Consider the following 19,198-nt stretch of genomic DNA (forward strand, 5'->3'; position numbering starts at 1 on the left):
CTTGGCGAGCAGCAGCCGCTCCGGCTGCAAACCGCTCGCTATGGATGTGACGATTGAGCCTCGGCTAAATCGACATCGACCGGAAGAATTATTGCCGCAGCATGATCAGGGGATCGGCGGTATCGGGGACGCGCCGCCATTGCGCGTTGTCATCGGCCTCGAACTGCCAGGCCTCGCCCGATTTCGACATCAGGACGATCTGGCCGCGCTCGAGCCGCCATTGCGCCGGATTGAACTGAGCAATCGCCGGATCGCATTTCGGCTTGAGGAAGACCTGGAAATTGTCCGGGCCGGCTTCCGTGTTGGTCAGCGTCAGCCCGCACACCGGCTGGCCGTTGCCGCGCACCATCGACCAGTCGCCGATCATCTGGTCCATAGACTTGGCCATCGAGCGGGCTGCGGCGAGGTCCTGGAGGATGTAGACGCCCTCGCCCTGCCGCAGGCCTTCGAAGATGCCCGCCTCGACCTCGGTGAAGTCGATCACGGCTTCACCGGTCGCGTCCTGCAAACGAACGATGTCGAGGCCCCTGACGCTCCAGGCGACGATGTCCTTCGTAAAGGGCAGCGTGGTCTTGCAGGCCGGCTCCAGCTCCAGCTTGAACCCCTGCCCCGCGGCATCGCCCTTCATCGTGACGACGCAGGTCTTGCTGCGCTCGGTGGTCGAGAGCTCCCACTGCCCGGGCATCGTCTTCTTCAGGGTCGTAGCATCCTGCGCATGCGCGATGCCGATCGCGGCCACGCAGGCCGCGACGGCGAATGCAACGACCCGAAGACCTCTCATCAGCGCCCCTTGAACGGCGTTTCCGCAACCGGCGTCAATGGCGCCTTGCCGGCGAACCAGGATTTGAGGTTGTCGACCACGAGCTGATCCATCGCGTTGCGCGTCACCACCGACGCCGAGCCGATATGCGGCAGCAGCACGACGTTCTGCATGGTCTTGAGCTCGTCCGGCACGTTCGGCTCGGCCGCGAACACGTCGAGACCGGCGGCGAGGATGGTGCCTGATTTCAGCGCCTGGACCAGCGCCGCCTCGTCGACCACCGAACCGCGCGCCACGTTGACCAGCACGCCGCGCGGACCGAGCGCCTTCAGAACCTCGGCATTGATCATCTTGCTGGTCGAGGCGCCGCCGGGCACGATCACCATCAGCGTGTCCACCGCCTTCGCCATCTCGATCAGATCGGGATAGTGCTTGTAGGAGACGTCCTTCGACGGATTGCGGGAGTGGTAGACCACCGGCACCAGCGAGGCATCGAGCCGGCGCGCGATGGCCTGGCCGATCCGGCCCATGCCGACGATGCCGACCTTGCGATCGCGCAGCGAGCCGACGCTGAGCGGATAGTTCTGCGTCTGCCAGAGGCCGGAGCGGACGTAGCGGTCGGCCTTGATGAACTCACGCACGGTGGAGATCAGAAGGCCCATCGCGACGTCGGCGACCTCCTCGGTCAGCACGTCGGGCGTGTTGGTGACGATGATGTTGTGTTCGGCCGCGTATTTGGCGTCGACATGGTCGTAGCCGACGCCGAAGCTCGCCACCATCTCGATCTTGGGCAGCTGCGACAGCGATTCCTTGTTGGCGTGGACCGTGTGATAGGTCACCGCCACGCCGCGGATCTTCTCGCGGACCGCCGGCGTCAGCCGCTCGAGATCGCCCCGTGTCTCGGCCTTGTGCACGACGAAATGATCGGAAAACCCGTTCTCGAGGATCGGCCGCACCGGTCCATAAATCAGAAGGTCGATCTTTTCGGACGAAATCGAACCGGTAGTCATCAGTTTTCCTTTCCAAGCGCGCTCTCGTGCCAGCGCCGTAAAACGAGGTGGGAAACTAGCGCCAGCACCCCATAGATGACAATCCCGGCCAGCGACAACAGCAGCAGCGCCGCGAACATGCGGGGTATGTTCAATCGATAGCCGGATTCGGCGATCCTGTAGGCGAGCCCGGAGCCGGCGCCGGCCGTGCCGGCCGCGATTTCGGCCACAACCGCGCCGATCAGCGACAGGCCGCCGGCAATGCGCAGGCCGCCGAGGATATAGGGCAGCGCCGCTGGCAGCTTCAGGAAGCGCAGGGTTTGCGGCGGCGAGGCGCCGTAGAGCTGGAACAGACCGGCAAGGTTGCGATCGACCGAATTCAGCCCAAGCGTGGTGTTGGACAGCACCGGGAAAAAGGCGACGATGAAGGCGCAGACGACGACCGCAGTCTGCTGCTCCAGATAGATCAGAAGCAGCGGTGCAATCGCGATGACAGGAGTCACCTGGAGGACGATTGCATAGGGGAACAGTGAATATTCCACCCATTTCGACTGGTTGAACAGCAGCGCCAGCGCGATGCCGCCGATGCTGGCGGCGACAAAACCTTCGAGCGTGGTCAGCAGCGTGGTCGCGAGCGATTGTGACAGCACCGCCCAGTCCTTGACCAGCGTCAGGAAGATGACGGAGGGCGCCGGAAGAACGTAAGGCGGGATGTCCTTGATGCGGACGACCAGTTCCCAGGCCGCGAGTCCGGCTGCGAAGACGATGACGGGAAGCACGAAGCGCATCGCGCGTTGCGCGCCGGATGGCTTTGCGGCGGCGGCAGCTTGCGCGTTCATAGCGTCGACTGCCCCGAATAGGACGGCGCCAGCGCAGCCGACACTTTCCGGCAATAATTGGAATAGGCGGCCGAGGTCCGAAACTCCTCACCGCGCGGCTCGACCGTCTCGATGCGGATATCGGCCTGGATGCGACCGGGCCGCGCGGTCATGACGACGACCCGCTGCGACAGATAGACGGATTCGAACACCGAATGGGTGACGAAGATGATAGTCTTGCCCAGGGCGCGCCACAGCGCAAGCAGGTCGTTGTTGAGGCGAAAGCGCGTGATCTCGTCGAGCGCGGCGAACGGCTCATCCATCAGGAGGATATCAGGGTCGGTGACGAGCGCACGCGCCAGCGACACCCGCATCTTCATGCCGCCGGAGAGCTCGCGCGGGAAGGCATCGGCGAAATCGGCAAGACCCACGCTGGCCAACGCCTCATCGGCCCGCGCGCGCGCCTCCGCCTTCGGAACGCCCGCGAGCCTCAAGGGCAGCCGCACATTCTCGCGCACGCTGGCCCAGGGCATCAGCGTCGGCTCCTGGAACACAAAGCCGATGCCATGACCCGGCAGCACATCGCCCTCGTGGCGCGCCACCCGCACGATGCCGGACGATGGCGCGCTGAGCTCTGCGATCAGGCGCAGCGCAGTGGACTTGCCGCAACCTGACGGGCCCAGCAGCGAGATGAACTCGCCCTTGCGAACGGCAAGGTCGAGCGGGCCGAGCGCCATGACGCCATTGTCATACGCCTTCGTCACGCCGCGCAGGCTGACGGCGAGAGCCGTCAGGCCGGCCTCGACCCCGGACGAAGTTTTGGCGGATGACATGGACCTTGCGCTACGGCTTGCTCGGGCGCAGCTCGACGCCGACGCCCTTGTTGACGAAGCGCAGCGTATAGGACTTGCGGAAGTCGAGATCCGCCTTCACGACGCCGGCTTTCACCATCTTGTTGAAGAAGGAGGTGTAGCGATCGTCGCTCATCGCGCCGATGCCGTTCTTCAAGGACTCGCCGGAATCGACGATGCCGTACTCCTTCATCTTGGCGACGGAATAGGCGAGCAGCTCGTCGGTCATCTCGGGGTTGAGCTGCTTGATCATGGCGTTGCCCGCGGAATTGTCGCGGTAGATGTAATTGTACCAGCCGACCATGGAGGCATCGACGAAGCGCTGCACCAGGTCCGGCTTCTTCTCGACCATGTCGCGGCGAGTCTCAATCAGGGTCGAATAGGTGTTGAAGCCATAATCGGCAAGCAGCAGCACATTCGGCTTGAAGCCGGCGGCCTTCTCGACCGCGAAGGGCTCGGAGGTGACGTAGCCCTGCATCGCGCTCTTGGGGTTGGCGATGAAGGGCTGCGGATTGAAATTGTAGGGACGGACGTTCTTCTCGCTGAAACCGTATTCGGACTTCAGCCACTGGAAGTAGCTGGTCATGCCCTCCTTGGAGACGAACAAGGTCAGCGGCTTGAGATCCTCGATCTTGGCGACCTTGGCATCCGGCTGCGTCAGCATCACCTGCGGATCCTTCTGGAAGACCGCTGCGATGGTGACGACGGGGACGTTGTTCGCCACCGCGTCGAACGACATCAGCGTGTTCGCGGCCATGAAGAAATCGATCTTGCCGGCGATCAGCAGCATCCGGTTGTTCTCGTTCGGACCGCCGGGAACGATGGTGACGTCGAGCCCGTATTTCTTGTAGGTGCCGTCGGCGACGGCCTGGAAGAAACCGCCATGCTCGGCCTCGGCGACCCAATTGGTGCCGAAGGTGACCTTGTCCAGCGTCTCGGCGCGCGCCGGAGCCAGAGAGACGAAGGCGGCCATCAAGCCCGCCGTTAACGCTCGCCGCAAATGAGAGGGGCTCATGGGTGCACTCCGTCGATCGCTTCTAGCAGATGCCAATCCAACGCGATAAAACCGCAAGACATTCGGGGACGCGAGCCGGCCAGGCCCGCGTCCCCTGATAACCCCAAAATACGCGACAAATTCGGGCAAAGAAACCACGATGACGCCGTCTCGCGACTGGATCGACATCAACTGGGCCGATGGGAGCCTTGCAGAGGTGTCGCGCTGGATCGCGGTGCTGCCGCTGGCGGCGACCGAGCAGCACGGCCCGCATCTTCCGCTCGAAACCGACGTGCTGATCGCGGACGCGTATCTCGCGCGCGTGCGCGAGCTGTTGCCCGCAAATGTTCCGGCGACGTTCCTGCCCGTTGAACCGGTCGGGATTTCCACCGAGCATATCGACTTTCCGGGCACGCAGACGCTGCCGACCGAGGTGGCGCTGAAGCGATGGACCGCAATCGGCGAGGACGTCGCGCGGCGCGGCGTGAAGAAGCTCGTCATCATCACCAGCCATGGCGGCAACAGCGCGGCAATGATGCTGGTCGCGCAGGATCTTCGCGCGCATCACAGGCTCTTTGTGGTGACGACGTCGTGGTCCCGGCTGTCGCGCGCGGAGAAACTGTTCCCGGCGGATGAAGTGCGCCACGGCATTCATGGCGGCGCGGTCGAGACGTCGATCATGCTGGCACGCTATCCCGATCAAGTGCGGGTTGATGCGATCGCGGATTTTCCCGCGAGCAGCATCGCCATGGAAAAGCAGTATCGCTGGCTGTCGACACAGCGGCCCGCACCGTTCGCCTGGCAGGCGCAGGATCTCCACGCGAGCGGGGCGATCGGCAACGCGACATTGGCTGTGCCCGAGAAGGGTGAGCAGCTGCTCGATCAGGGCGCGCGCGCTTTTTGCGAACTGCTGACCGAGGTCGATAACTTCGACGTGAACAGGCTCGCCAAAGGGCCTCTCGGCTAGCCCGCATCCGACTGGAATCATTCAGGAAACAGCCGGGCCGCACGCGTGCTTTTGCGGGTTTCGAACCGGACGCGGCAAGCCTCCGTCCAACTGGGCACGCGGGCCACAACGGACCGCCTCAACCCGGATGGAGTTTCACATGTCGATCAAGACCAGGATTGCCGCCGTCGCACTCGCTGCCCTCGCCGTCACCGGCAGCATCGTGTCCACCACCTCTTCGGCCGAAGCCAAGCAGCCCGGCTGGGTCTGGGGTGTGGGTGCCGGCATCGCCACCGCCGCCGTCGTCGGCTCCGCGATCGCCGCCAGCAACGACCCCTATTACTACGGCTATCACCGCTGCGGCTGGGTCGCCCAGTACAACGCCTTCGGCCAGTACGTTGGCCGCGTTCGTTCTTGCTACTGATTTGAGTACCTGAGGCCGATCTCACGTGGATCCTGCGTCCGACACGGGCGCCTCATCCACCCCGTGTCGTGTCCCCGACCCCGCCCGGCTGTCCCCCCGGGCGGGGTCATCCATTTTTGCCGCCGGGAATTTGTTGCAGCTCCGTCACACAAGAGTGCGAACCATCTGCTGCGGCAATCCGTGCCAGTTGCTATTGCGAATTAATCGCAATAAGGTTCGCAGCAGGCACAGGGGCTTGGGAAGAAATCGCGTCGAATCGGGATCGTCTGGTCCGATCGCGTGAACAACCAAGACTTCGTGACAGGGCCGCCGCGAATCTGCAGGGATATCGCGGCGAATGGGACACATTCGCGTTTGGGGGCGTGCGTTTTGACGTTGAGAGGTCACCGTTACAGGTATTTGCGAACGGCCGCGGCGGTTGCCTCGGGCGTGCTGGCTTTTCCCGCCGCCGGCCACGCGGCCGATCTGCCGCTGAAGGCACCGGCGCTGAAAGCGGTCTATGACTGGACCGGCCTCTATATCGGCGCGCATGCCGGCTACAGCCGTGGCTCGTCCGGCTTCGCGCTGAACGACGGCGCCGCGATCAATGGCAACGGCGTCTTCAGCGGCATGATCGGCGGCGTGCAGGCCGGCTACAACTACCGGCTCAATTCCGGATGGCTCGTCGGCGTCGAAGGCGATTTTTCGTTTCCCAACTACATCACCTCCAATTCGATCGTTTCCTTCCTCGGGACGCCAGCCAACACGGTCATCCAGCAATGGGACTACACCGCGAGCGTGCGCGGCCGCGTCGGCTACACCAGCGGACCGTGGCTCGTCTACGCCACCGGCGGTTTTGCGTGGATGGGCGAGCGCTATTTCGACACCCCGGCCTCCGACGACCAAGTCCCGAAGATCCTGAACACGCGGCCCGGCTGGATCGCGGGCGCAGGCATCGAATACGGCTTTGCGCCGCACTGGAGCGCGCGGCTCGAATATCTCTACAGCCGCTTCGACGGCGCCAACGTCGCCTTCTCCACGGGCGCCCAATACACGTCATCATCGCTCGACTTCCAGTCGGTCAGGGTCGGCCTCAACCGCAAGGTCGATTGGCCGGGCATGCCGAGCTACGACCCGAAGAGCTCCTTGATCGACACGGAATCGGATCGCTGGGAGATTCACGGCCAGAGCACCTATCTGCCGCAAGGCTATCCGTCGTTCCCTGCGCTCTACAGCGGACCGAACTCTCTGTCGCCATCGACGCAGGCCAAGGCGACGTGGAGCAACAGCCTGTTCCTGAACGCGCGGCTGTGGGACGGCGGCGAGGTCTATTACAATCCCGAACTGCTCCAGGGATTTGGACTGAACGACACGGTTGGCGCGGCAGGCTTCCCCAACGGCGAAGCGCAGAAATCGAACTTCCCCTATCCGCATTACAACACCTCGCGGCTGTTCGTGCGCCAGACGTTCGGCTTTGGCGGCGAGCAGGAGGAGCTCGCGAGCGGCCAGCTGCAGCTTGCGCAGAAGGTCGACGTGTCCAGGCTCACGGTGCAGGCCGGCAAGTTCGCGGTGATCGACGTGTTCGACGGCAATGCCTTTGCCAAGGACACCCGCAAGGACTTCATGAACTGGTCGCTGTGGGCGCCTGGCGCCTTCGACTATTCCGCCGACAAGGTCGGTCTCACCTATGGCGTCACCGCCGAGCTCAACCAGAAGCAATGGGCGCTGCGCGGCGGCTATTTCCTGATGGTCGCGGAGTCCAATTCGAATCATTTCGACACCAGGGTCGGGGAACGCGGTCAGTACGCGATCGAGCTGGAGACCCGGTTCTCGCTGCTCGGCCAACCCGGCAAGCTCAGGACCATGGGCTGGGTCGACAGCGCCAACATGGGCAGCTTCCGCGAGACGCTGGACAATCCCGCGCTCAATCTCGACATCGCGCAGACCCGGCGCGGCCGCCTCAAGGTCGGTTACGTCATCAACCTCGAGCAGGCGATCACAGAGGATATCGGGCTGTTCGGACGCTGGAGCTGGAACGACGGCAAGACCGAAACGCTCGCCTTCACCGACATCAACCGCAGCCTGGCCACCGGACTGTCGATCAAAGGCACGAAATGGGGCCGGCCTGACGACGTGATCGGCATCGGCGGCGCCATCAATGCCATCTCGCAGGATTATCGCGACTTCCTGGCCGCCGGCGGCCTTGGTGTTCTCATCGGCGACGGCGCTCTCAACTACCGCAAGGAGCGCATCCTCGAGGCCTACTATGCCTATTCGGTGAACAAGAGCGTCACGCTGACCGCGGACTATCAATTGATCACAAACCCGGCCTATAACGCCGACCGCGGGCCGGTCTCGATCTTCTCGGGCCGCCTGCACGCAGAGTTCTAGCCCAAAATTCCAGCCCAAGGGCGGGCCGATGAAGCCGAGAGATATCCGCACGGCCGCGATCGGCCGGGCGCTACTCCCCAATGTCTGGGACGTCGCGGCGCTGATCCTCGTCATCGGCGCCATGGTGCTGATCGTCTATGGCGGCAAGCAGACCGTCGCGCCGCTGTCCGAGCTGGAGCGCACGCCGGTCTCGCTCGATCCGGCAAACCTGCCGCTCTACGCCTTGCGCACCACGTTGCGGATGCTGCTTGCGATGGTGTGCTCGACGGTCTTCACCTTCGTCTACGCGGCAATTGCCGCCAAGAGCCGGCGCGCGGAGCTGGTCATGATCCCGCTGCTGGATATCCTCCAGTCGGTGCCGATCCTCGGCTTCCTCACCTTCACTGTCGTTTTCTTCATGAATTTGTTTCCGGGCCAGGTGCTGGGCGCCGAGCTCGCCTCGGTGTTTGCGATCTTCACCAGCCAGGCCTGGAACATGACCTTCAGCATGTACCAGTCGATGCGCAACGTGCCGAAGGACCTCGAGGAGGCCACCCAAAGCTTCCATTTGTCCGGTTGGCAGCGCTTCTGGCGCCTCGACGTTCCGTTCGCGATGCCGGGACTGATCTGGAACGCGATGATGTCGATGTCGGGTGGCTGGTTCTTCGTGGTCGCCTCGGAAGCGATCACCGTCGGCACGACCACGGTGACCCTGCCGGGAATCGGCTCCTATGTCGCGCTGGCCATTCAGCAGCAGGATTTGCCGGCCATCCTCTACGCCATGCTGGCGATGCTGTTCGTGATCATCGCCTATGATCAGTTGCTGTTCCGCCCCATCGTCGCCTGGGCCGACAAATTCCGCTTCGAGCAGACCGCCTCAGGCGAGGCGCCGACCTCCTGGATGCTCGACCTGTTCCGCCGGACCCGCGCACTGCGTGCGCTGACCCTTCCTTTCGCGGCGCTGAGCCGCGCGATCTCGAACTTGCGCATTCCGCTGCCGAAACTGCCGCCCGCGGCGGCAGGCAAGGGCCAGCCGTCCCGCCTCGTCGATAGGGTCTGGATCGCATTGATCCTCGCCGGCACGGCCTATGCCGCCTCGCTGACCTATCGCTATCTCTCGGCCAGTCTCGGAATGTCCGACGTTCTCGTCGTCATCAGGGACGGGCTCATCACATTGTTGCGCGTCGCCGTCCTGATCAGCCTCGCCACATTGGTCTGGGTGCCGGTCGGGGTCTGGATCGGCCTTCGCCCGAAACTGGCCGAACGGATTCAGCCGCTGGCGCAGTTTCTGGCGGCCTTCCCGGCGAACCTCGCCTTTCCCGTCTTCGTCCTCGCCATCGTCCACTTCAAGCTTGCCGCCAACATCTGGCTGAGCCCGCTGATGATCCTGGGCACACAATGGTACATCCTGTTCAATGTCATCGCGGGCGCCAGCGCCTTCCCGAGCGACCTGCGCGAGGCCGCGAGCAGCTTCCACCTCGGCGGATGGCGTTGGTGGTTCAAGGCGATCCTGCCCGGCATCTTCCCCTATTACGTCACCGGCGCGATCACCGCGTCCGGCGGCTCCTGGAATGCGTCGATCGTCGCGGAGGTCGCAAGCTGGGGCGACACGCATCTGAAGGCCACCGGGCTCGGCGCCTATATTGCTTCCGCCACGGAAGCCGGCGACTTCCCGCGCGTCGTGCTCGGAATTGCCACGATGTGCATTCTGGTGACGTTGTTCAATCGTCTGGTCTGGCGGCCGCTCTATGCCTTCGGCGAGCGTCGCCTGCGGCTCGGCTGACGAGGAGACCATCATGCTCGATCAACCCTCAGCGCTCATCGACATCCGCGGTGTCTGCCGGTCCTTCCCGAAAGGCAGCGGCGAGCAGCTCCTGGTGCTGGACAAGGTCGACCTGACGATCCGCTCGGGCGAGATCGTCGGCCTGCTCGGCCGCTCCGGCTCCGGCAAGTCCACCTTGCTGCGGATCATCGCCGGTCTGGTCAGCCCGTCTGCGGGACAGGCGACCTGTCGCGGCGAGATCATCGTCGGACCGCCGAACGGCGTCGCCATGGTGTTCCAGTCATTCGCGTTGTTTCCCTGGTTGACCGTGCTCCAGAACGTCGAGCTCGGACTCGAAGCGCTGGGCGTCGATGCAACCGAGCGCCACAAGCGCGCCCTTGCTGCGATCGACCTGATCGGCCTTGACGGGTTTGAGTCCGCCTTCCCGAAGGAACTGTCGGGTGGCATGCGCCAGCGCGTCGGATTCGCCCGCGCGCTGGTGGTGCATCCCGACCTCCTGCTGATGGACGAGCCGTTCTCGGCACTCGACGTCCTCACGGCCGAGACGCTGCGCACGGACCTGATCGACCTCTGGATCGAGGGCCGGCTGCCGATCAAATCGATCCTGATGGTGACGCACAATATCGAGGAGGCGGTCCTGATGTGCGATCGCATCCTGGTGTTCTCATCCAATCCAGGGCGTGTCGCCGCCGAGATCAAGGTCGACATGCCGCATCCGCGCAACCGGCTCGACCCCCATTTCCGGCAACTCGTCGACAACATCTACGCGCGCATGACCCAACGCGCCGAACCGAAGGCGCCCCCGTCGAAGGCATCCTGGGCTCCGGGGTCGGCATGACCCTGCACCACGTCTCGTCCAACGTGCTGTCGGGCCTGATCGAGACGCTGGCGGGGCCGCCCTATCACGGACACGCCGACCTGCCCGTGCTCGCAAGCCAGCTCCAGCTCGAGGCCGACGAGATCCTCCACCTCGGCGAGTCCCTGCAACTGCTGCGCTTCGCCCAGCTGAGCGAAGGCGACCTGATGCTCACCGACACGGGCAAGCGTTTTGCCCATCTCGAAACCGACGCGCGCAAGAAGCTGTTCGCCGAACACCTCGTCACTTACGTGCCGGTGATGGGATTGATTCGCCGCGTGCTCGACGAACGTCCCTCCCATACCGCCCCCGCGGCACGGTTCCGCAACGAGCTCGAAGACTACATGTCCGAGGACTATGCGGGCGAGACGCTGAAGACGGTGGTGTCGTGGGGCCGCTATGCCGAGCTGTTCGCCTACGACGAGCAGTCCGAGACGTTCAGCCTGGAAAACCCCGGAGAAGGCGGTTGAACCCGGCCTGCGACAATTTGGGCCGGAACCGGGCATATCGCATAGGGAATTCATATATAAAGGGCTTGGTCCGGCGTCCGCCGGGCCGAGATCTCCCTCTCGCTAGAGCGCAATGTTATCCGTCGAACTCGTCATCGTCGTCGTCCTGATCGTCATCAACGGCTTGCTGTCCATGTCGGAGCTCGCCGTGGTCTCGTCCCGCCCGGCCCGGCTGTCACTGCTCGCGGCCAAGGGGGTGCGCGGCGCCGAGCGGGCACTGACGCTGGCGGCCGATCCCGGAAAGTTCCTCTCGACCGTGCAGATCGGCATCACGCTGGTCGGCGTGCTCTCGGGCGCATTCTCGGGCGCGACGCTCGGACAGCGGCTGACGCAATGGCTGGTCGAGCTCGGCCTGTCCTCAGGGATCGCCGACATCGTCGGCGTCGGCATCGTCGTCACGCTCATCACCTACGCTACCCTGATCGTCGGCGAGCTGGTGCCGAAGCAGGTAGCGCTACGCGCCCCCGAGAGCATCGCGGTCAAGGTCGCGCCCGCGATGCACGTTCTGGCGCGGATCTCGCTGCCGCTCGTCTTCCTGCTCGATCTCTCCGGCAAGCTGATCCTCACGCTGCTCGGCCGCGGCGGCAAGGCCGAGGAGAAGGTCTCGGAGGACGAGATCCATCACCTCGTCAGCGAAGCCGAGAACGCGGGTGTGCTGGAGTCGGGCGAAAAGGAGATGATCGCGGGCGTCATGCGGCTCGGCGACCGGCCGGTCGGCGCGATCATGACGCCGCGCACGGAGGTCAACGAGATCGATCTGAACGATGCGCCGGAGGCCATTCAAGCGATCATCGCGAAGAGCCCGCATTCGCGCTTTCCCGTCTCGGACGGCGATCGCGACAAGCCGATCGGCGTGCTCCAGGCCAAGGACCTGCTGGTCGCCTACATGAACGAGCGCACGCCGGATCTGCGAGCGCTGGTGCGCGAGGCGCCCGGCATTCCGGCATCGGCCGACGCCCGCGACGTGCTGGCGATCCTGAAAGCCGCTCCGGTTCATGTCGGCCTGGTCTACGACGAATACGGCGCGTTCGAGGGTATCGTGACGACGGCTGACATTCTGGAATCGATCGTCGGCGCCTTCCATTCCGAGGAGGGACCGCCGGAGCCGGCCTATGTCAGGCGCGATGACGGCTCGCTGCTGGTCTCCGGCTGGATGCCGGTCGACGAGTTCGGCGAGTTGCTCGGCGTCGAGTTGCCGCCGCACCGCTACAACACGGTGGCGGGCCTGGTGCTGCAACAGTTCAGCGTGCTGCCCAATGTCGGCGACGCCTTCGACTTTGCCGGCTGGCATATCGAGGTGGTCGATCTCGACGGTCGCAGGATCGACAAGATTCTGGCAGGCCGGTTGAGTGAGGTCGAGACGGGGTGATTGCGCACCCAACCCTCCACCCGTCGTCCCGGACAAGCGCGCCCTAAGCGCGCGCCGATCAAACGCAGACCGCTCACCCGAACCGCACCCCGATCCGCTTCTCCTTGCGCCAGACCACCGTGCAGGCGAGATGCGTTCCGTCGGCCTGGATGACCAGGGTGAACCGCTCGGGGATACCGACCGGACTGGTGACATCGAGCGCGGCGCCGGTGTCGGAGAAATTACGGATGGTGCAGTCGATCGCGCCGCCGCCGAACTCGATCGTTCCGGCTTTCAGCACACGGTGCCTGGCTTTGTCGCGTCGCTCGTCCATGGGGCCAATCTACACCCCAAGCTGACACAGGCGTTAAAACACAACCACAATCCCCGATGAATTTTCACCGCCGCAGGGTGCGGCGGATCATGCGGTGGCCCCTACGGCGCCGGCTGGAACGACTCCGCCCGCGCCATCTGCCAGGCATCACGGAAGCGCGGATCTTCGGTGCCTTCGAGCAGCTCGCCCGGACGCAGCGACGGATAGAGCTGTGCAAAGGATCGCACCTGGGTGGTCGACGTCCGCTGGCTGAAGTGGATCGGGCGCAGCTGCTGCGGATGCTCGAGACCGGCCGCGGCGATCAACTCGGTGAGCGAGTGCAGCGTGGCGTGGTGATAATTATGCACGCGGTCGATCTTGAGCGGCACGTAGAGCGCGCGGGCCCGCGTCGGGTCCTGGGTCGCAACCCCGGTCGGGCAGCGGTCGGTGTGGCAGCTCAGCGACTGGATGCAGCCCAGCGAGAACATGAAGCCGCGCGCCGAGTTGCAATAGTCGGCGCCGATCGCCATCGCCCGCGCCATGTCGAAGGCGGTCGCGATCTTGCCGGACGCGCCGATCCTGATGCGGTCGCGCGCATTGATGCCGACCAGCGCGTTGTGGACGAAATTGACGCCCTCGCGCATCGGCATGCCGAGATGGTCCATGAACTCCAGCGGCGCCGCGCCGGTGCCGCCTTCATTGCCGTCGACGACGATGAAGTCAGGATAGATGCCGGTTTCCAGCATCGCCTTGCAGATCGCCAGGAATTCCCAGGGATGACCGATGCATAGCTTGAAGCCGGCCGGCTTGCCGCCGGACAAGCGCCGCATCTCGGCGAGGAACTGCATCATGCCGACGGGCGTGGAGAAGGCGCGGTGCGAGGCTGGCGAAATGCAGTCCTCGCCCATCGTGACGCCGCGGATTTTCGAGATCTCCTCCGACACCTTCGCAGCCGGCAGCACGCCGCCATGGCCGGGCTTGGCGCCCTGGCTGATCTTGAGCTCGACCATCTTGATCTGGTCCTGGCTCGCGACCCGCGCGAACGCCTCCGGGTCGAACGTGCCGTCGAGATGACGGCAACCGAAATAACCGGAGCCGATCTCCCAGATGATGTCGCCGCCCATCTCGCGATGGTAGGGGCTGAAGCCGCCCTCGCCGGTGTCGTGCGCGAAGCCGCCCTTCCTGGCGCCGGCATTGAGCGCGCGCACGGCATTCGGGCTGAGCGCGCCGAAGCTCATCGCGGAGATGTTGAACACCGATGCCGAATATGGCTTTGCGCAATCGGGGCCGCCGATGGTGACGCGAAACTTCTCCTCGGCGTGCGTCTTAGGCGAGACCGAGTGATGCATCCACTCGTAGCCCTCGCGGTAGACGTCCTCCTGGGTGCCGAACGGGCGCTTGTCGAGCTCCATCTTGGCGCGCTGATAGACCAGCGAGCGGGTATCGCGCGAGAACGGCATGCCGTCCTTCTCGCTCTCGAAGAAGTACTGCCGCATCTCCGGGCGTATCTCTTCGAGCAGAAAACGGATATGCGCCGAGATCGGATAGTTGCGGAGCACCGCGTGACTCTTCTGCATGAGGTCGCGGACGCCGAGCAGCGTCAGCGCGCCAAAGATCAGGATCGGGATCAGCAGGATGTCGAAGATCTTGCCATCGGCGAGGCCGATGCCGATCAGCAGCGCGGTGACGACCGCGCAGATGGTCAGCACGATGAAGCGCGGCGAGAACGGCAGCAGCAGGGTTTCCGTCAGCCCTTCGGCCGAAGCTTGCGTCTTGTTATCGTTGGCCACGACCACATCCCTCTCGTCAGTCTGACAGGGCATGATACGCCCGCGCCACGTCCACAGATATGACGTGGACCCCGCCTTGAGGCTACCGAATCCGGATGCCGCAAATCAATCCGTCCGGCGGCGTGCTTTCGCAGTGCAATAGATTCAAATGAAATGACAAATCAGTGACCATGAGGCTGCGCCTCATGCGGAATGACGCCGTGCTGATCGAGGCCGCCTCGCGCCAGCCAGGCATCGGTGCTCGCGACCGCGCGCTCGATATGGTCGTCGGTCCGCGAAAAATCGTAGGGCGATCCCACCAGCGGACAGAGCGGCGGCACCACGACATATTCGATGTCGGACGCCAGCCCCTCGAGCTCCGCCACCAATTGCCGGGCGATCAGCAGCGTCAGCGCATGCAGGGCATTGGCAACCGCGCCCACCGGCGGATCCTTCACCGCGCAGGCGTGCCCGGTCGGCAGCACGACCAGCCGTTTTGCGCCTTTCCTGATCGCGACCCGGACCGGGGTGTTCGAGGAGAGCGCGCCGTCGGCGAGGAACCGATTGCGGTAGTAGACCGGCGAGAACGCGCCGGGGATCGCAGTGGACGCCAGGATCGCGTCCACCGCCGCCCCCTCCGACAACACCACGCTCTCCCCGGAGACGAAATCGGTGGTGACGATGTGCACCGGAAGCGCGGCATCCTCGAGGTTGCGGTAGGGGATGTGGTCCTCGACCAGCTTGCGGATGCCATCATGGGGAATCAGGAAATCGCGTCGCCACATGAAGCCGGCGAGGCTCTTCCAGGTGACCGGGAAGACATCATGACGCTTCAGGCCGCGCCAGACGGCTTCAAGCCCGAGCACGCCCTTGAGCGAGGGGTCGCCGGCATAATAGGCGCCGTTGATCGCGCCGACGCTGGAGCCGACGACGAGATCGGCGACGACCCCGTGCCGCGCCAGTGAATGCATCATGCCGACCTGGATCGCTCCAAAACTGCCGCCGCCCGCCAGCACGAAGGCGGTCGGTTTCGGCGGACCATGGTCGATCACGGACAAGATTTGCGCAGCTCCCCAGCTCTCGCATTGCAACATCGCGGCGAGATTTTGGCGCGAGCTTATAACAAGGCCCGCGCGAGACGCGCCAATAACAAAGTCGGGGGAGGATGGTGAGGGAAGACGGTGGTGTTAGCGAGTGTGAGGCGCGATGGCAGCAACACTCACCGCCTTCATCCCCGCCTAGTGCGCAATTGCGCACGGGGGCGGGGATCCATAGCCACGGGGAGGAATTATTGCGCGAGCTGATAGCCACGAGTCTTCGCCAAACCACTTCCTGTGGTTATGGGTCCCGGGCTCGCGCTTCGCGCGCCCCGGGACGACACCGATGTTGCGGCTAAAGGCGTCGCTCGGAAACGAGCGGCTTACCGCTCGACGAATGCCTTCTCGATCACGAAATGGCCGGGCTTGTTGCCGGAGCCCTCGATGAAATCGCGGCCTTCGAACATCACCTTCAGCTCTTCCAGCATCGCCGGGCTGCCGCACATCATGATGCGGTCGGTTTCGATGTCGAGCGGGCCCTGTCCGATATCGTTGAAGATCTGCTCGGAGTTGATGAGGTCGGTGATGCGGCCGCGGTTCTTGAACGGCTCGCGGGTCACGGTCGGGTAGTAGATCAGCTTGTCCGCAAGCAGCTCCCCGAACAGCTCGTCCTCGCGCAAGGAAGCAACCAGCTTCTCGCCATAGGCAAGCTCGGAGACCTGGCGGCAGCCATGCACCAGCACGATGCTGTCGAACTGGTCGTAGACCTCGGGGTCCTTGATCAGGCTGGCGAAGGGCGCGAGACCGGTGCCGGTCGAGAGCAGCATCAGCCGCTTGCCGGGGATGAGGTTGTCGGTGATCAGCGTGCCGGTCGCCTTGCGGCCGACCAGGATGGTGTCGCCTTCCTTGATCTTCTGGAGGCGCGAGGTCAGCGGGCCGTCCTGAACCTTGATCGAGAAGAACTCGAGCTCTTCCTCGTGGTTGGCGCTTGCCATGCTGTAGGCGCGCAGCAGCGGACGGCCGTCGACCTCGAGGCCGATCATGGCGAACTGGCCGTTCTGGAAGCGGAAGCCGGTGTCGCGCGTGGCGCGGAAGCTGAACAGCGTGTCGGTCCAGTGCTGGACGGAAAGAACCTTCTCTCGGTAAAACGCGCTCATGATTTTCGATATTCCGAATAATTGCGGTTTTAGGGCAAAAGCGTTGCCCGGCCCCTGAAAGCGGGGCGGACACCATTGCCATGGCGGAGGATTTCGCGTGTGTGATCTACGCCATTGAGGCCAATAATCAACCTCGTTCCGGATGCAATTGATGCCGCTCAGACCGGCATTTGCGGCGGAAATGGCCACATCATTAATGAATCTGCTGCCGGGAATGCGCGGCGGGCAATTTCTTTTCCCTCCGGGGCCTGATTGCAGCACTTAATTTCCGTCGCGCTCGCGAGAATTTCATTAAGAATAGCTCTGACTTTCACCCCGGTTTGGCGCCGTTTCCCGCATTTTTGCGGCTTTTGGCGACAGGAACGACTGAACACATGGCAAGCGGCGAGCGGATCTTCGTCCAGGCGATCAGGCGCTATTGCGCGACCCATGGCATCGCGCTCGACGTCCGCGCCGGCGGCTGGCTGCTCGCGATGCGCAGCCGCGCGAAGCGTCACTTCGCTTTCGGCTACGACATCGGCCTCAACAGCGCGATCGCGCACCGCCTCGCCAACGACAAATCGGCCACTGCCGAGGTGCTGGCGCTTGAGGGGGTGCCGTGCGTTCCCCATTGCCTCTTCCTCAACCCAAAGCTGGGCAAGAACGTTGTCGGCCCCAATTGGCGAGACGCAATGCTCGAGCTGCTTCACGACCATCCGCAAGGCGTGGTGGTGAAGCCGAACGAGGGGACATCGGGGCGCTCGGTGTTCAAGGTGACGACAGCGGCTGAACTCGACCACGCGGCCGCCGAGGTGTTTTCGATGAGCGCCGGACTCGTGATCTCGCCCTATGTCGCGATCGAGCAAGAGGTGCGTGTGATCCTGCTCGATGATGTGCCACTCGTCGTCTACAGCAAGCAGCGTGGGTCGGATTGGCGACACAATCTTGATGCCGGCGCCAAGCCGGTGCTGCTGGAGGACGACAAGGTTCGAACGGCCTGCGTGAAGCTCGCGACCGATGCCGCGAGCGCCATCGGCATCGCCTTTGCGTCAATTGACGTGGTGCGTGTCGACCGTGATTGGCGCGTGCTCGAGATCAATTCCGGCGTGATGATGGAAGCACTGGCGAAGCTGCATCCGGAGTTGGTGCAGGCGACGTACGACGCGGCGCTGGATCGGGTGTTTGGGGATAAAGGCTGAGCGCTCAGCACTCGCCGTCTTCCCTTCTCCCCTTGTTAGAGAAGGTGGCGCGAAGCGCCGGATGAGGGGTATCTCTCCGTAGATTCAATATGAGTTGGACTCGCGGAGAGATACCCCTCACCCGGCTTCGCTCTTCGCGAAGCCACCCTCTCCCGCAAGGGGAGAGGGTGCACCGAGCTTGCGGCTCAATTATTCGCGCTGGCGGAATCGTCCATCGACTTGAACGCTTCCTCCAGCTGCAGGGAGATCGGCACGTTCAGACGTTCACCGGTCGGAAGCCGTGCGATGAACCATTTGTTGTAGAGTGGGATGAGGTCCTGATTGGAGCCGAGCTTGCGGAAGGTGCGGTCGACCACCGCCGTCAGCTGAGGCTCACCCTTCCTGAACATGATGCCGTAGGGGTCATAGGACAGGTAATCGCCGGTGACGCGGAACTTGTCCTGCGCCTTGTGACGCGCGATCAGGCCGGAGAGCAGGATGTCGTCGGTTGCGAACGCGTCGGCCTTGCCGTCGACGAGCATCTGGTAGGACTGCTCGTGATCCGGCGAGGTGACGATGTTCAGCCCGAGCGAGGACTTCTTGTCGGCCGCGTGGATCGCCTGCTCGTTGGTGGTGCCTTTCGTCACCACCACGGTCTTGCCCTTCAGATCGGCCAACGACTGGACCTTTGACGCCTTCGGCACCATCAGCTTGGTGCCGGCGACGAACATCAAAGGCGAGAACGCGACGCGCTTGCCGCGCTCGGCATTGGCGGTGGTCGAGCCGCATTCCAGGTCGATCTTGTTCTGGAGCACGGCGTCGATGCGGTCGTCCGACGTGACCTTGACGTAGTCGATCTTCAGATCGGGATCGTCGACCTCGACGCCGATCTCCTCGACGATGGCCTCGCAGAGCTCGAGGCTGTAGCCGATCGGACGGCCCGACTGGTCGAGGAAGGAGAACGGCGGCGAGCTCTCGCGATAGCCGAGCCGCACGGTATGCCTGTTCTTGATGGCCGACAGCGTCGGGCTAAGCCCTTCGCTGCCGCCGGTCTGGGCGGAGGCGCCGGTTGCCAGCAGGCATGCTGCCAGCAACAGGCCGCCCGATATCGCCGTTGAAAGGCGCATGACGCACTCCC

16 protein-coding genes and 1 pseudogene are annotated in these 19,198 nt (G+C 64.0%); 7 read left to right on the plus strand and 10 right to left on the minus strand.

The features are described from left to right. Positions 1 to 88 precede the first annotated feature (88 nt). From BJ6T_RS00410 to BJ6T_RS00430, 5 genes are read right to left on the minus strand one after another with little or no spacing between them, the layout of a single operon-like run. Entirely contained in the window at positions 89 to 781 is a 693-nt protein-coding gene (locus tag BJ6T_RS00410) for an AprI/Inh family metalloprotease inhibitor (RefSeq protein ID WP_014490298.1), read from the minus strand. Beyond that, positions 781 to 1,770, minus strand: a complete 990-nt coding sequence (locus BJ6T_RS00415; protein WP_014490299.1) for a 2-hydroxyacid dehydrogenase — start codon at positions 1,768 to 1,770, stop codon at positions 781 to 783. Before BJ6T_RS00415 ends, BJ6T_RS00410 begins: the two co-directional genes overlap by 1 nt. Then, positions 1,770 to 2,588, minus strand: a complete 819-nt coding sequence (locus BJ6T_RS00420; RefSeq protein WP_014490300.1) for an ABC transporter permease — start codon at positions 2,586 to 2,588, stop codon at positions 1,770 to 1,772. Before BJ6T_RS00420 ends, BJ6T_RS00415 begins: the two co-directional genes overlap by 1 nt. Beyond that, on the minus strand, positions 2,585 to 3,400 hold the full coding sequence (locus tag BJ6T_RS00425; protein WP_014490301.1) for an ABC transporter ATP-binding protein: 816 nt from the start codon (positions 3,398 to 3,400) through the stop codon (positions 2,585 to 2,587). Before BJ6T_RS00425 ends, BJ6T_RS00420 begins: the two co-directional genes overlap by 4 nt. 10 nt (positions 3,401 to 3,410) lie before the next feature. Beyond that, positions 3,411 to 4,433 (minus strand): ABC transporter substrate-binding protein, encoded by a 1,023-nt coding sequence (locus BJ6T_RS00430; protein ID WP_028170408.1) that lies wholly within the window; start codon positions 4,431 to 4,433, stop codon positions 3,411 to 3,413. Positions 4,434 to 4,572: 139 nt separating this feature from the next. Here BJ6T_RS00430 and BJ6T_RS00435 point away from each other — a divergent pair, with 139 nt between their 5' ends. From BJ6T_RS00435 to BJ6T_RS00460, 6 genes and pseudogenes are all read left to right on the plus strand, one after another. Further along, positions 4,573 to 5,379: a creatininase family protein gene (locus BJ6T_RS00435; RefSeq protein ID WP_014490303.1), complete on the plus strand. Its 807-nt coding sequence runs from the start codon at positions 4,573 to 4,575 to the stop codon at positions 5,377 to 5,379. A gap of 139 nt (positions 5,380 to 5,518) precedes the next feature. Next, complete coding sequence (locus BJ6T_RS00440; protein ID WP_028170409.1) at positions 5,519 to 5,782, plus strand: hypothetical protein; 264 nt, start codon at positions 5,519 to 5,521, stop codon at positions 5,780 to 5,782. 399 nt (positions 5,783 to 6,181) lie between these two features. Continuing rightward, positions 6,182 to 8,152 (plus strand): carbohydrate porin, encoded by a 1,971-nt coding sequence (locus BJ6T_RS00445; protein WP_014490305.1) that lies wholly within the window; start codon positions 6,182 to 6,184, stop codon positions 8,150 to 8,152. A gap of 28 nt (positions 8,153 to 8,180) precedes the next feature. After that, on the plus strand, positions 8,181 to 9,914 hold the full coding sequence (locus BJ6T_RS00450; protein ID WP_014490306.1) for an ABC transporter permease: 1,734 nt from the start codon (positions 8,181 to 8,183) through the stop codon (positions 9,912 to 9,914). A gap of 13 nt (positions 9,915 to 9,927) precedes the next feature. Beyond that, positions 9,928 to 11,240 (plus strand): annotated as a pseudogene (locus tag BJ6T_RS00455) (ABC transporter ATP-binding protein). Positions 11,241 to 11,352: 112 nt separating this feature from the next. After that, entirely contained in the window at positions 11,353 to 12,648 is a 1,296-nt protein-coding gene (locus BJ6T_RS00460) for a hemolysin family protein (protein WP_014490309.1), read from the plus strand. Positions 12,649 to 12,721: 73 nt separating this feature from the next. On the opposite strand, the gene BJ6T_RS00465 is transcribed toward BJ6T_RS00460, so the two are convergent. The 4 genes from BJ6T_RS00465 to BJ6T_RS00480 form a co-directional block, all read right to left on the minus strand. After that, the gene (locus BJ6T_RS00465; protein ID WP_014490310.1) at positions 12,722 to 12,961 is read right to left on the minus strand and encodes a PilZ domain-containing protein; all 240 of its coding nucleotides are present in this window, start codon (positions 12,959 to 12,961) and stop codon (positions 12,722 to 12,724) included. A 101-nt stretch (positions 12,962 to 13,062) separates the two neighbouring features. Next, on the minus strand, positions 13,063 to 14,730 hold the full coding sequence (locus BJ6T_RS00470) for an FMN-binding glutamate synthase family protein (protein ID WP_043900321.1): 1,668 nt from the start codon (positions 14,728 to 14,730) through the stop codon (positions 13,063 to 13,065). 161 nt (positions 14,731 to 14,891) lie between these two features. Continuing rightward, positions 14,892 to 15,803 (minus strand): patatin-like phospholipase family protein, encoded by a 912-nt coding sequence (locus BJ6T_RS00475; protein WP_014490312.1) that lies wholly within the window; start codon positions 15,801 to 15,803, stop codon positions 14,892 to 14,894. A gap of 326 nt (positions 15,804 to 16,129) precedes the next feature. Beyond that, positions 16,130 to 16,903, minus strand: coding sequence for a ferredoxin--NADP reductase (locus tag BJ6T_RS00480; RefSeq protein ID WP_014490313.1), 774 nt, complete (start codon positions 16,901 to 16,903; stop codon positions 16,130 to 16,132). Positions 16,904 to 17,277: 374 nt separating this feature from the next. Here BJ6T_RS00480 and BJ6T_RS00485 point away from each other — a divergent pair, with 374 nt between their 5' ends. Beyond that, positions 17,278 to 18,081, plus strand: a complete 804-nt coding sequence (locus BJ6T_RS00485) for an ATP-grasp domain-containing protein (protein WP_014490314.1) — start codon at positions 17,278 to 17,280, stop codon at positions 18,079 to 18,081. A 185-nt stretch (positions 18,082 to 18,266) separates the two neighbouring features. Here the strand turns inward: BJ6T_RS00485 and BJ6T_RS00490 are convergent, their stop codons facing one another. Then, complete coding sequence (locus BJ6T_RS00490) at positions 18,267 to 19,187, minus strand: amino acid ABC transporter substrate-binding protein (protein ID WP_014490315.1); 921 nt, start codon at positions 19,185 to 19,187, stop codon at positions 18,267 to 18,269. Positions 19,188 to 19,198: the final 11 nt, after the last annotated feature.

Source organism: Bradyrhizobium japonicum USDA 6 (genome assembly GCF_000284375.1).
In the GTDB taxonomy this organism is placed as follows: Bacteria; Pseudomonadota; Alphaproteobacteria; order Rhizobiales; family Xanthobacteraceae; genus Bradyrhizobium; species Bradyrhizobium japonicum.

Bases quoted from the DNA above. Each gene is read 5' to 3' on its own strand.
- BJ6T_RS00450 (WP_014490306.1), top strand. From the start codon at position 8,181: ATGAAGCCGAGAGATATCCGCACGGCCGCGATCGGCCGGGCGCTACTC.
- BJ6T_RS00435 (WP_014490303.1), top strand. From the start codon at position 4,573: ATGACGCCGTCTCGCGACTGGATCGACATCAACTGGGCCGATGGGAGC.
- BJ6T_RS00490 (WP_014490315.1), bottom strand. From the start codon at position 19,187: ATGCGCCTTTCAACGGCGATATCGGGCGGCCTGTTGCTGGCAGCATGC.
- BJ6T_RS00410 (WP_014490298.1), bottom strand. From the start codon at position 781: ATGAGAGGTCTTCGGGTCGTTGCATTCGCCGTCGCGGCCTGCGTGGCC.
- BJ6T_RS00480 (WP_014490313.1), bottom strand. From the start codon at position 16,903: ATGAGCGCGTTTTACCGAGAGAAGGTTCTTTCCGTCCAGCACTGGACC.
- BJ6T_RS00485 (WP_014490314.1), top strand. From the start codon at position 17,278: ATGGCAAGCGGCGAGCGGATCTTCGTCCAGGCGATCAGGCGCTATTGC.
- BJ6T_RS00460 (WP_014490309.1), top strand. From the start codon at position 11,353: ATGTTATCCGTCGAACTCGTCATCGTCGTCGTCCTGATCGTCATCAAC.
- BJ6T_RS00465 (WP_014490310.1), bottom strand. From the start codon at position 12,961: ATGGACGAGCGACGCGACAAAGCCAGGCACCGTGTGCTGAAAGCCGGA.
- BJ6T_RS00420 (WP_014490300.1), bottom strand. From the start codon at position 2,588: ATGAACGCGCAAGCTGCCGCCGCCGCAAAGCCATCCGGCGCGCAACGC.
- BJ6T_RS00475 (WP_014490312.1), bottom strand. From the start codon at position 15,803: ATGTTGCAATGCGAGAGCTGGGGAGCTGCGCAAATCTTGTCCGTGATC.
- BJ6T_RS00430 (WP_028170408.1), bottom strand. From the start codon at position 4,433: ATGAGCCCCTCTCATTTGCGGCGAGCGTTAACGGCGGGCTTGATGGCC.
- BJ6T_RS00440 (WP_028170409.1), top strand. From the start codon at position 5,519: ATGTCGATCAAGACCAGGATTGCCGCCGTCGCACTCGCTGCCCTCGCC.
- BJ6T_RS00415 (WP_014490299.1), bottom strand. From the start codon at position 1,770: ATGACTACCGGTTCGATTTCGTCCGAAAAGATCGACCTTCTGATTTAT.
- BJ6T_RS00425 (WP_014490301.1), bottom strand. From the start codon at position 3,400: ATGTCATCCGCCAAAACTTCGTCCGGGGTCGAGGCCGGCCTGACGGCT.